This window comes from Rhizobium sp. P28RR-XV, from assembly GCF_012641385.1.
Lineage (GTDB): Bacteria > Pseudomonadota > Alphaproteobacteria > Rhizobiales > Rhizobiaceae > Rhizobium.
The window spans coordinates 518,661-530,650 of the sequence record NZ_JABAIG010000001.1; the positions used below are offsets into that span (position 1 = coordinate 518,661).

An 11,990-nucleotide genomic window follows, 5' to 3' on the forward strand; every position below is an offset into this window, starting at 1 on the left:
CTGAAATCCGCTTCGGAACGACAGCGCGCCGTCCCATGCAATTCGGGTCAAACCGTCGTCCACCTGTCGAATGAATAAGGCAAATACATGACCCGAGAAACCCGGCACCCCTGTTACATCGCACTGGCGCGGATATCCAGCTTTTCTTTGGCCTTTTCTGCTGAGACCCAAGAATTCCGCAGTCGCGTGTTGAATTGGGCACGCTCGTGATAATGTTCGGCCGATTCGTACCCTTACCGGAAAGGATGCCATGCAAGCGCTCCGGATCGCTGTCTTCCTGTTCTTCGCAGCCTTGTGCAATGCCGCCGCGGCGCAACCGCTCTATGGCATCGCCATGCATGGAGATCCGGCGCTGCCGGCGGACTTCAAGCATTTCCCTTATGTCAATCCGGATGTGAAAAAGGGCGGCCGCATCAGTTACGGCGTCGTCGGCACCTTCGACAATCTCAATCCCTTCATTTTAAAGAGCATGCGCACGACGGCGCGCGGCATGTGGGATCCGGAATTCGGCAATCTCATTTACGAACCGCTGATGCAGCGCTCACGCGACGAGCCCTTTACGCTCTACGGATTACTGGCGCAGACGGTCGAATGGGACGAGAGCCGGAGCTACATTCAGTTCAACCTCAATCCCGACGCCAAATGGTCCGACGGGCAGCCGGTGACGCCGGACGACGTGATCTTCACCTTCCAGCTCCTGCGCGATAAGGGACGCATTCCTCTTTCGTCCTGGCTCGATACGATCAGCAGCATGGAAAAGGTCGGCGAGCATAGCGTTATGATCCGCTTTAACGAGAAGGCCAATCGCGAAACGCCGCTGATCATCGCATCATCGCTGCCGATCCTGCCGAAACATGCGACCGATCCAGATAATTTCGACCATACCACGCTCAGTATCCCGATTGGCTCCGGGCCGTATCGGGTAAAGAGCGTCGATCCGGGCCAGCGAATCGTCTTCGAGCGCAATTCCGACTACTGGGGCAAGGATATTCCGACGAAGGTCGGCGTCGACAATTATGATCAGATCGTGGTGAACTACTTCCTGCAGGATACGACTGTGTTCGAGTCCTTCAAGAAGGGCGATCTTGATATCTATCAGGACGGCAGCCCGGCGCATTGGCAGCAGGCCTATAACTTTCCGGCCGCAAGCTCCGGAGCAGTCGTCAAGGAAACATTCACGCCGAAGCTGCCGAGCGGCATGTTCGGCTTTGTCTTCAACGCGCGCCGGCCGATCTTTTCCGACAAGAATGTGCGCAAGGGCCTGACGCTCGCCTTCGATTTTGAGTGGTTCAACCGCAATCTTGCCTCCAATGCCTATACGCGCACCGAAAGCTACTGGCAGAATTCCGATCTTTCCTCGTTCGGCGTTCCGGCCGATGCCAACGAGCTTGCCATGCTCGGTCCGATCAAGGACCATATCGACGCCGATGTGCTTGACGGCACCTACAAGCTGCCGGTCAGCGACGGTTCCGGCCGCGACCGCAAGATTCTGCGCAAGGCCGTCAACTTCCTCAAGAAAGGCGGCTACACGATCAAGGGCGAACGCATGGTCGATAGCGCCGAGCGGCAGCTTAGCTTTGAGATCATGACGCAGAATGCAGATCAGGAGCGTCTTGCCATCGCCTACCGCCGGTCGCTGGCGCTGCTCGGCATTGCCGTCACCATCCGCACCGTAGACGATTCGCAATATCAGCTGCGCACGACAAATTACGATTATGACATGGTCGTCAAATCCTACCCCTCCTCGCTCTCGCCTGGTATCGAGCAAGTAGGACGATGGGGTTCCGCCGCCGCGAAAATGCCGGGCAGCCTGAATTTTGCCGGCGTCGAGGATCCTAATGTCGATACGCTGATCAATCATTTCCTAACGGCGCGTTCGGCTGATGATTTTCGCGATGCGGTGCGCTCCTTCGATCGTATCCTGATCTCGGGCTATTATGCCGTGCCGCTCTATCATATCGCGCAGCAATGGGTGGCGCGGCGAAGCCACATTGCTCATCCCGACGCATTGCCGCTCTATGGTTATCAGTTACCGGTCTGGTGGGACGCCTCGGCGCAATAGTATTGCATGGTTCCTTTTCGGTAACCGGTTGAAGCCATCGGCACAAAGGCCTAGATGGTGAAGAACAGCCCAAAACCGAAAGGACGGAACCATGGAACGCATCACGATCGACATCGTCTCCGACGTCGTCTGCCCATGGTGCTATCTCGGCAAGGCACGGCTTGAGCTCGCCATCGCCGAGGTGCAGGACGAGGTTGGCGTCGACCTCAACTGGCGGCCCTACCGCCTGAATCCCGACTATCCGCCCGAAGGCGTCGACCAGAAGAAAGCACTGGAGCAGAAGCTCGGCGGCGCGGAGCGTGTCGCACAGGGGCACAAGATGCTGACCGATCTCGGCCGCGAAGTCGGCATCAAGTTCGATTTCGACGCCATCAAGATCGGTCCCAACACGCTCGATGCGCACCGCCTCATCCATTGGTCCGTCACGGAAAGCCGCGAGAAGCAGGACAAGGTGGTCGATGCGCTCTTCAAGGCCAATTTCGAAGAGGGCCGCAACGTCGGCGATCACGCCGTGCTGCTCGATATTGCCGAAGAAGCAGGCCTCGACCGCTCCGTCATCGCCACCCTGCTTGCCTCCGACGCGGACCGAGATCTCATCATCGGCGAAATCGACGCCGCCCAGAAGATCGGCGTCAACGGCGTGCCCTTTTTCATCTTCGACCAGCAGTATGCCGTCAGCGGCGCACAGACACCGGATGTGATCGCCGAGGCGTTGCGTGACATTGCCAAGATGAAGGCGGAAGCGCGGGCGGGGATGAATTGATCGGAGTTCGGCGTTTCCAATGAAATGCGCAAAAGCTTCCGCGAATCGCCGATAGTGGAAGCAGTCGAGCGACAATCGCCGTCAGGCCTTTGCCAGCAATCCCGAAGCCATCGCGCGGAAAGCCTCGATCGCCTTCGGCAGCACCTCCACAGGATTGTCGCTGGCGGCAACCCAAAGGGCAGCATTCAGCGCTGCGCCGGAGAGGAGCCGCGCTGCCGCCTCGGCATCGACCGGCTTGACGACTTCGTGCTCCAGAAGCTTTGACACCGTCTGCCGGGTCCCCGCGAGACAGCTGTTCTGGCTGGGCCATTTCGATGGATCGCCGAGCACCGCCGGCCCGTCAAGCAGGACGATGCGCTGGACCTCGGGATCGAGCGCCATTTCGATATAGGCTTCGCCTTCCGCAAGCAGGCCTTGCCAGCCGCCGCCCGCCTGCTCGCCTATCGCTTTTGCCCGCAGCGCCATTTCATTGTCGATCTGATCAACGACGGCGGCGAGCAATCCGCGCTTGTCTCCGAAGTTATGATAGAGAGCGCCCCTCGTCAGGCCGACATCTGCCGTCAGCTCGTCCATCGACGCTCCGGCAAATCCTTTTTCGGCGAAGGCTTTTCGTGCGGCGACAATGAGCTTGTTCCGGTTTTCTTCCATTGTTTCCAGGCGTTTCGCCATCTCACCCTCAAATTTCACATACGTTTCGTATTTGAAACATTGACATACGCAGTGTATATGAATATCTCACATACGTGCCGTATATCAAATGAAACGGCATTTTGGAAGGGCCGTACAGGATGGCGCCCCTCCGATCTTTCACGTCAACGCGAGGGCCGAACATGATGACGACGCGTAATGCAATTTTCCCTAGGAACAGACATGCGCTTTACGAAGAACATGGCTATTCCGCCGCTATCCGATCAGGTGATCTGCTGTTCGTTTCCGGCCAGGTCGGCAGCCGTGCGGATGGGAGCCCGGAGCCGGATTTCGAACGTCAGGTTCAGCTTGCCTTCGACAATTTGCGGGCAATCTTGGAAGCCGCAGGCTGCACCTTCGACGATATTATCGACGTCACCACGTTCCACACCGATCCGGAACGGCAGTTCGGCGCGATCATGACCGTCAAGACCCGAATCTTCAATGAGGCGCCCTATCCGAATTGGACGGCGATCGGCGTCAATTGGCTGGCTGGCTTCGATTTCGAAATCAAGGTTATCGCGCGCATTCCAGACGTTGGAGAGACTCGCAAGCCCCAGGCCGCATGAGGACATGTCGGATTTCAGCCCGCGGCGGTAAATGGCTGTTGCGGGCCGAAAACGATCGGTTGCTAAGACACGCCTCCCTACTTCGCCAGCTCCGCCAGCTGCGTCATGACCACGGCCGCCCCCTGCAGCCGCTTTTCCGGCGTCGGAAGATCACGGGTCAGAAACACGCTGTGGTCGGGGCGGATCTTTGCCATTGTGCCCTGTTTGGCGATGTAGCCGACGAGATTGGCCGGGTTCGGGAATTCCTTGTTGCGGAACTGCACGACGACGCCCTTCGGGCCGGCGTCCAGCTTCTCGACATTGGCGACGCGGCAGAGCGACTTGATGTAGACGATCTTGAGGAGGTGCTGCACCTCGATCGGTAAGGGGCCGAATCGGTCGATCATTTCGGCACCGAAACCGTCAATCTCCTTCAGCTCGGTGATCTCGCCGAGGCGGCGGTACAGCGCCATGCGCAGATGCAGATCGGGCACGTAATCGTCGGGGATCATGACCGGCGTGCCCACGGAGATCTGCGGCGACCAGCCTGTATTCTGGATCTCATCGACACCCTTGACCTCAGCGACGGCCTCCTCGAGCATCTGCTGGTAAAGCTCGAAACCGACTTCCTTGATGTGGCCGGACTGTTCCTCGCCGAGCAGATTGCCGGCGCCGCGAATATCGAGATCGTGGCTGGCGAGCTGGAAGCCGGCGCCGAGCGTATCCAGCGACTGCAGCACCTTGAGCCGGCGTTCGGCCGTGGTCGTCAGCACCTTGTTGACCGGCAGGGTGAAGAGAGCGAAGGCGCGGACCTTGGAGCGGCCGACGCGGCCGCGGAGCTGATAGAGCTGAGCAAGACCGAACATGTCGGCGCGATGGACGATCAGCGTGTTGGCCGTCGGCACGTCGAGGCCGGATTCGACGATGGTGGTAGAGAGCAACACGTCATAACGCCCCTCGTAGAAGGCATTCATGATGTCTTCCAGCTCGCCGGCCGGCATCTGGCCGTGGGCGACCGCCACCTTCAGCTCCGGTACATCCGATTGCAGGAAGGCGTGAATATCGGCGAGATCGGCAAGGCGCGGACAGACATAGAAGCTCTGGCCGCCGCGATAATGCTCGCGCATCAGAGTTTCGCGGATCACGAGCGAATCGAAAGGCGAGATGAAGGTGCGCACCGCCATGCGGTCGACCGGTGGCGTGGTGATGAGCGACAGCTCGCGGACGCCCGTCATTGCCAGCTGCAGTGTGCGCGGGATCGGCGTTGCCGATAGCGTCAGCACATGCACGTCGCTCTTCAGCTCCTTCAAGCGCTCCTTGTGCTTCACACCGAAATGCTGCTCCTCGTCGATGACGAGCAGGCCGAGATTGGCGAATTTGATGCCGGCGCCGAGCAATGCATGGGTTCCGACGACGATGTCGGTTTTGCCTTCGGACACTTCCTTCTTGGTCAGCGCCAGTTCCTTGGCGCCGACGAGACGGGATGCCTGCTGTATTCGGATCGGGAGCCCACGAAAGCGCTCGGAAAAGGTCTTGAAATGCTGGCGGGCGAGCAAGGTCGTCGGCACGACGACCGCGACCTGCGCGCCGTTCATGGCGGCGACGAAGGCGGCGCGCAGCGCCACTTCCGTCTTGCCGAAGCCGACGTCGCCGCAGACGAGGCGATCCATCGGCCGGCCAGCGCCGAGATCGTCGCGCACGGCCTCGATGGCGTTCATCTGGTCGTCGGTCTCGTCATAAGGGAAGCGTGCGGCAAATTCGTCGTAGAGGCCATCCGGGGTGCTGAGTACCGGCGCATGCCGGGTCAAGCGTTCCGCCGCGACGCGGATCAAGGCGCCCGCCATATCCAGCAGGCGCTTCTTGAGCTTCGCCTTGCGCATCTGCCAGGCACCGCCGCCGAGCTTGTCGAGCTGCGCCTCGGTGCCCTCACCGCCGTAGCGTGACAGGAGATCGATGTTTTCGACCGGCAGGAATAGCTTGGCATCGTCAGCATAAAGCAGCTCAAGGCAGGCATGCGGCGCGCCGGCGGCCTCGATGGTCCTCAGCCCGACGAAGCGGCCGATGCCATGCTCGGCATGCACGACGATCGAACCTTCGTCCAGCCCCGCCACTTCCGAGATGAAGTCGGCGGCGCGCTTGCGGCGCTTGGAGCGGCGCACCATGCGGTCGCCGAGAATATCCTGCTCGCCGATGACGATCAGATCGCCGGCCTCGAAACCCGCTTCCAGGCTGAGGACGGCGGCGGCCGCCTCGCCCTTCGCCAGGCCGCCGAGGTCCTTGAAGGCCTCGATGGTCTTGACGCGCGCCAGCCCGTGTTCGGAGAGCACCTGCAGGAGACGGTCGAGCGAGCCTTCGGTCCAGGCCGAAATCAGCACCTTGCCGCCCGCCGCCCGCTTGTCGGCGATATGCTTGACGACGGCATCGAAGACGTTGACGCGCTCGCTGTCGGCTGTGTCAGTCGCGGACCGCGCCCAGCGCGGCCCCTGACGGGCGTCAAGCTCGATGACGCGGCGCGCCTCGCCCTCATGTTCGTTGAAGGGCGAGATGCGGATAGCGCCAAAGGCATCGAGCGCGTTGCCGAGGGCCTTGCCGTCGAGATAGAGCTGACCGGGCGTTACCGGCTTATAGGGTGTGCCCTGCGCCATCTGCCCCTTGGCTTGCTGACCGGAATGCAGGCGGGCGTCGTAATAGTCAAAGACGAGCTTGGAGCGTTCCTCGGCCGCCTCGCGCACGGTGTGGTCCGTCACAAGCCGGAAGCCCTTGAGGTAATCGAAGACCGTCTCCAGCTTCTCGTAGAAAAGCGGCAGCCAATGCTCCATGCCGGCATAGCGTCGCCCTTCGGATACGGCGACATAAAGCGCATCGTCGCGCGTGGCGGCGCCGAAGGCTGAGAGATAGTTCTTGCGGAAGCGGCTGATCGTATCCGGCGTCAGCGTCACTTCGCTCATCGGATTGAGATCGAGCGAGCGCACCTGTCCCGTCGTGCGCTGGCTGGCAGGATCGAAGCTGCGGATGCTTTCCAGCGTATCGCCGAAGAAATCCAGGCGCACAGGCTCTTCCGTACCCGGAACGAAGACATCGAGGATGCCGCCGCGCACGGCATATTCGCCGACCTCGCGCACGGTCGCCACGCGCTCGAAGCCGTTGCGCTCCAGACGGGCCGCGATATCGTCCATCCGGACCTGATTGCCCGGCCTCGCCGAGAAAGCCAGGCTCTCGATAATGTCCTGCGGTGCCACTTTCTGCAGCATGGCGTTGACCGTCACCAGCACGACCGCCGCATGCGGCTTGCGATGATACGCGATGAGGCCGGACAAAGCCGCAAGACGCCGGGCCGACGTGTCGGAGCTTGGGGAGACGCGGTCGTAAGGAAGGCAGTCCCAGGCCGGCAGGGTGAGGACCGGAATTTCAGGCGCGATGAAGCCGAGCATCTGTTCGACATCGGCCATGTGCTGGCCGTCGGACATGACATAGGCGATCGGCCGGCCGGCCTTTGCCATCTCGGCAATCAGGAACGGCTCCAGGCCGGCCGGAACATGACCGATCGTCATCGGCTCGCTTGCGGCAAGCAGCTTCTTCGCGTCGAAACCGGGGATCATTTCGTTAATCCAAACCTTTCGGCGATCTCTTCGAAATCGGGCTTGTAGGAGGCGAGACGCTCAAAGAGCGGTGTGCGCAGATTCTGCGGCGTCGGCTCGCTACCGAGGATCCATTTTAGAAGATCATTGTCTTCTTCGGCCATGATGCGCTCGAGTTCATCAAGTTCGGCCTCGGGAAGACCCGGCAGCTCGTTATCGGCGAACTGGCCGAAGACCAGATCCATCTCGCGGATGCCGCGATGCCAACAGCGGAAAAGGATGCGCCGACGACGGGGATCGAGATCGGCACTGCTGAGGGTAAGCCCAGTCATCAAAAACACCTTTATGTTGATGCGTCTCTATAAAACCAGCATTGAAAGGTGGGAACCGGTTTTTCAGAAAAAAGCGTCGGAAGCGTAATTTTCGGGGGAGTGGTGGCCTCAAAGACGTCGTGCGTGGCGCTACCCCTTGCCAAATGCGCCCTGCCCGTCGCATTTTGCCGGTCATGCGTCCCGCTATCCTCGATCCGCTGTTTGCCTCCATATCTTCGCTGCCCGGCGTCGGGCCGAAGGTATCAGAGCTGCTGGTGAAGCTGCTCGATCGCGAGACGATCGACGATTGCCGCGTCATCGACCTCATTTTCCATGCGCCGCATTCAATCATCGACCGGCGCGAGCAGCCGGGTATCGCCCGCGCGCCGCAGGGAGCCATCGTCACCATTACCGGCCGCGTCGATCGCCATCAGCCGCCGCCCAATCCGCGCAGCAACGTTCCCTATCGTGTCTATCTGCATGATGAGACGGGCGAGCTTGCGCTGGTCTTCTTCCGCGGCAAGGCGCAATGGCTCGAAAAGCAGCTGCCTGTCGACGAGACGGTCACCGTCAGCGGCAAGGTCGACTGGTTCAACGGTCGGCCGTCCATGGTGCATCCGGACTATATCATGCGTGACAGCGAGGCGGAAAACCTGCCGCTGGTCGAGCCGGTCTATCCGTTGACCGCCGGCCTCACCCCGAAATTCCTGCGCAAAACCATCGAGGGCGCGCTCTCGCGAATTCCGCAACTGCCCGAATGGGATGACATTACCCTTACGCAGAAGCAGGGTTTTCCCTCGATATCCGACAGCTTCCACATGCTGCATGCGCCGCGAGACGCCGCCGATATCGATCCGCAGGCACCGGCCCGTCGCCGGCTTGCCTATGACGAATTCCTGGCGGGGCAATTGTCACTCTCCCTGGTTCGCCAGAGGCTGCGCAAGGTTGCCGGACAATCCGTGCATCCAACTGGAGAAATCAGCGGCAAGATATTGGAATCCCTGCCTTTCTCGATGACGAATAGCCAGCGCGACGCGGTGGCCGATATTCTCAAGGACATGGCAGGCACGGAGCGCATGCTCCGGTTGCTGCAGGGCGATGTCGGCGCGGGAAAGACGCTGGTCGCGCTGATGGCGATCGCCGCGGTCATCGAAAGCGGCGGACAGGCCGTGCTGATGGCGCCGACCGAAATCCTTGCCCGCCAACATCATACGACAATTTCAAAATTCGCAGCAAGTGCAAACCTTTCCGTCGAAGTTCTCACAGGCCGCACGAAGGGGCGCGAGCGGGATGCTATCCTCGAGCGCATCGCCTCCGGCGAAGCGCAGATCATCATCGGCACGCATGCTCTGTTCCAGGATAGCGTCGCCTATGCCAACCTCATGCTGGCTGTCGTCGACGAGCAGCACCGTTTCGGCGTCCACCAGCGCCTGCGCCTAACTGCGAAGGGCATCTCGCCGCATATGCTCGTCATGACCGCGACGCCCATCCCGCGAACGCTGGTGCTTGCCGCCTTTGGCGATATGGACGTATCCAAGCTCACCGAGAAGCCGGCGGGCCGCAAGCCGATCCAGACGATCACGATCCCGAACGAGCGAACCGGCGATATCGTCGCTCGGCTGAAAAGTGCGCTCTCTGAGGGTAAAAAAGCCTATTGGATATGTCCACTTGTGGAGGAATCCGAAGAATCCGATTTAATGTCGGTCGAGGAGCGCCATGACACGTTGACCAAGGCGCTCGGTCCCGGCATCGGCCTTATCCATGGCCGGATGAGCGGTCCGGAAAAGGATGCCGTCATGATGGCCTTCAAGAGCGGCGAGATCCGTCTACTGGTCGCAACGACGGTCGTCGAAGTGGGTGTCGACGTGCCGGACGCGACGATCATGGTCATCGAACATGCCGAGCGTTTCGGCCTAGCGCAGCTGCATCAGCTGCGCGGACGGGTCGGACGCGGCGACGAGGCCTCCACCTGTATTCTTCTATACAAGGGGCCGCTTGGCGAAGCTGGCCATGCGCGGTTGTCGATCATGCGCGACACCGAAGATGGTTTCCGCATTGCCGAGGAGGATTTAAAGCTGCGGGGCGAAGGCGAACTTCTCGGTACGCGTCAATCCGGCACGCCCGGCTTCCGCATTGCCAGCCTCGAAGCGCACGCCGATCTTCTGGAAATCGCCCGCAAGGATGCCGCCTATCTCATCGAGCGCGATCCGGAGCTGACGGGCGAGCGCGGCATGGCCGTGCGCACCCTGCTCTATCTCTTCCGCCGCGACGAGGCGATCCGGTTCCTGCGGGCGGGATGAGCAGATGGACGCATTTGTTGCGTCCATCCCTTTCTGACAACTTTACTTGGCAGCAAGGCCGGGAATTGTGACCTGGAACACTTGGAACATGGTGTCGACATCGCCTCCGCCGTCACCCTTGTAGGCAGCGCCGACCTGATAGCCGTCCTGGGTCAGGAAGTCGTTGTCGTTGGCAACGAAGAGGAAGTAATCGTCCGGCAGCTTTGGATCCTGAACGCTTGCGAGCGACATCGCCTCCCACTTTTCCGAGAGATTGTTGCGGTCGTTCGGCGCGCCATTATGAAGGCCGAAGCGCGCGAGATCGGCGCTGTCGTTAATGTCGATGAACTGGCTGACCGTTGCCGGCTTTACCGAAGCGTCAAGAACGCCCTTGGGCGCGACCGACTTGTCGGCATCGAACTTACCGGCAATATCGGTAGCAGTGGAGACATCGACAGCGACGATGCTGCGGTAGAGCGACTTGTCGCCTTTCACGCCGTAACCGTTGTTGCTGTCACGCGCCAGCATCAGGAAGGTCTGCGGCGAGAGCGCATAGATTTCGCTCTGGGCGGCGACGGCCGTCTTGCCCTTGTCATTCGTGAAGACCGGCAGCGGCACGACATATTCGTGAACCAGCTTCAGATTTGCCGGATCGGCGGCATCATAGACCAGCGCGCGGGTGTTCTGTCGCGTGGAGCTGGAATCGCCGCCATCCTGGCGCGTTGCGGACTGCAGCACCGCGATCAGGAACTTGCCATCCGGCGTTAGCGACATGCCTTCCAGGCCCTGGTTATTCTGGCGGCCGCTGGTCGGGTCCTTCGGATCCGGAGCGGATTCGCCGGGACCGGGGTTATTGGAGGCGAAATTGACGGCGCCATTGCGCATCGGCAGCAGCGCAGCCGGCGGAGGGGTGGCGGACATCATGCGGCCATCGGCGGCGAAGCGGTAGATATAGGGGCCATACTCGTCGCTGATGAACATGGTGCCGTCAGGCAGACGGGCAATGGCTTCGGTGTCGAGCGAGATCTTGCCGTTCGGCGCCTGGGGCAGCAGCGGCATGCTGCCTTCCGCTTGGCGGGTACCATTGGTCGGATCGAGGCCAGTGGTGTCGGCGCCCTTGTCGTCCTTGAGAAGCTGGGTGTCGGCAAGCTTGGCGTCGACGCCCGACTGCTCCTTGCCGGCCGGCGGCGCCGCGCCGGACGCGACCGGGCTCAGAGTAACGTCGATCGTGTTCAGACGCGGGCGATAGTCGGTCGTGCCGACGGCATTGTAGCCGCGGTCCGGTAGCAGCCAGAGCGAACCCTTGTAGGTGCCGTCGGCGTTGCGAACCCAGCTCTTGGTGTCGATCGACATGCCCGAACCGGAACCGAAGGTCTCGCCGAACTTGTCGCGCAGGTTGGCCGGGATGCGACCGACCGCCACGCGTCCCTTGTTGACGAGCGTCACGCCCTGGACCGCGACGGAATTATCCGCGAGCGCGGCGACCGGCGCGGAGAAAACGAATGTGGCTAGTACGGCCGACAGCAGCGGCAGGCTCTTCGAACGCATATATCTCAAAACAGTATCCTCCGATGAAAATCCGCGTGGAGACAACGGCATCCATCTCCGGCCCGCTTTCAGGCCGCGTAGAAAACGACAGCCCGACACCGAAACTCCGAGCATTCGCTGATGAGATACATTCGATTGCCTGTCCCCAAGGACGATCTAAGGCGTCAATATGATAGGGACATGACAGTTCGCGCGATACGCGAAGCCAGCCGAC

General features: G+C 60.9%; 8 protein-coding genes. 4 read left to right on the forward strand and 4 right to left on the reverse strand.

The window, feature by feature from the left end:
• Positions 1 to 250: 250 nt before the first annotated feature.
• Together HGP12_RS02520 and HGP12_RS02525 are read left to right on the forward strand one after the other, a co-directional pair.
• On the forward strand, positions 251 to 2,062 hold the full coding sequence (locus tag HGP12_RS02520; RefSeq protein WP_168838964.1) for an extracellular solute-binding protein: 1,812 nt from the start codon (positions 251 to 253) through the stop codon (positions 2,060 to 2,062).
• 91 nt (positions 2,063 to 2,153) lie between these two features.
• Entirely contained in the window at positions 2,154 to 2,825 is a 672-nt protein-coding gene (locus HGP12_RS02525) for a DsbA family oxidoreductase (protein ID WP_168838965.1), read from the forward strand.
• 81 nt (positions 2,826 to 2,906) lie between these two features.
• Here the strand turns inward: HGP12_RS02525 and HGP12_RS02530 are convergent, their stop codons facing one another.
• Positions 2,907 to 3,494, reverse strand: coding sequence for a TetR/AcrR family transcriptional regulator (locus HGP12_RS02530; RefSeq protein WP_168838966.1), 588 nt, complete (start codon positions 3,492 to 3,494; stop codon positions 2,907 to 2,909).
• Between the two features lie 164 nt (positions 3,495 to 3,658).
• On the opposite strand from HGP12_RS02530, the gene HGP12_RS02535 reads away from it, so the two are divergent.
• The gene (locus HGP12_RS02535; protein WP_168839179.1) at positions 3,659 to 4,081 is read left to right on the forward strand and encodes a RidA family protein; all 423 of its coding nucleotides are present in this window, start codon (positions 3,659 to 3,661) and stop codon (positions 4,079 to 4,081) included.
• 77 nt (positions 4,082 to 4,158) lie between these two features.
• Here the strand turns inward: HGP12_RS02535 and mfd are convergent, their stop codons facing one another.
• Entirely contained in the window at positions 4,159 to 7,659 is a 3,501-nt protein-coding gene (gene mfd / locus HGP12_RS02540; RefSeq protein ID WP_168838967.1) for a transcription-repair coupling factor, read from the reverse strand.
• Entirely contained in the window at positions 7,656 to 7,970 is a 315-nt protein-coding gene (locus HGP12_RS02545; protein ID WP_168838968.1) for a succinate dehydrogenase assembly factor 2, read from the reverse strand. Before HGP12_RS02545 ends, mfd begins: the two co-directional genes overlap by 4 nt.
• Positions 7,971 to 8,143: 173 nt before the next feature.
• Here HGP12_RS02545 and recG point away from each other — a divergent pair, with 173 nt between their 5' ends.
• Positions 8,144 to 10,249: an ATP-dependent DNA helicase RecG gene (gene recG / locus HGP12_RS02550; RefSeq protein WP_168838969.1), complete on the forward strand. Its 2,106-nt coding sequence runs from the start codon at positions 8,144 to 8,146 to the stop codon at positions 10,247 to 10,249.
• Between the two features lie 42 nt (positions 10,250 to 10,291).
• On the opposite strand, the gene HGP12_RS02555 is transcribed toward recG, so the two are convergent.
• The gene (locus tag HGP12_RS02555; protein WP_409526809.1) at positions 10,292 to 11,776 is read right to left on the reverse strand and encodes an esterase-like activity of phytase family protein; all 1,485 of its coding nucleotides are present in this window, start codon (positions 11,774 to 11,776) and stop codon (positions 10,292 to 10,294) included.
• Between the last annotated feature and the right edge of the window lie 214 nt (positions 11,777 to 11,990).

Excerpts from the sequence above, each read along its gene's own strand:
- mfd (WP_168838967.1), bottom strand. The coding sequence starts at position 7,659 with ATGATCCCCGGTTTCGACGCGAAGAAGCTGCTTGCCGCAAGCGAGCCG.
- HGP12_RS02555 (WP_409526809.1), bottom strand. The coding sequence starts at position 11,776 with ATGCGTTCGAAGAGCCTGCCGCTGCTGTCGGCCGTACTAGCCACATTC.
- HGP12_RS02545 (WP_168838968.1), bottom strand. The coding sequence starts at position 7,970 with ATGACTGGGCTTACCCTCAGCAGTGCCGATCTCGATCCCCGTCGTCGG.
- recG (WP_168838969.1), top strand. The coding sequence starts at position 8,144 with ATGCGTCCCGCTATCCTCGATCCGCTGTTTGCCTCCATATCTTCGCTG.
- HGP12_RS02525 (WP_168838965.1), top strand. The coding sequence starts at position 2,154 with ATGGAACGCATCACGATCGACATCGTCTCCGACGTCGTCTGCCCATGG.
- HGP12_RS02530 (WP_168838966.1), bottom strand. The coding sequence starts at position 3,494 with ATGGCGAAACGCCTGGAAACAATGGAAGAAAACCGGAACAAGCTCATT.
- HGP12_RS02520 (WP_168838964.1), top strand. The coding sequence starts at position 251 with ATGCAAGCGCTCCGGATCGCTGTCTTCCTGTTCTTCGCAGCCTTGTGC.
- HGP12_RS02535 (WP_168839179.1), top strand. The coding sequence starts at position 3,659 with ATGACGACGCGTAATGCAATTTTCCCTAGGAACAGACATGCGCTTTAC.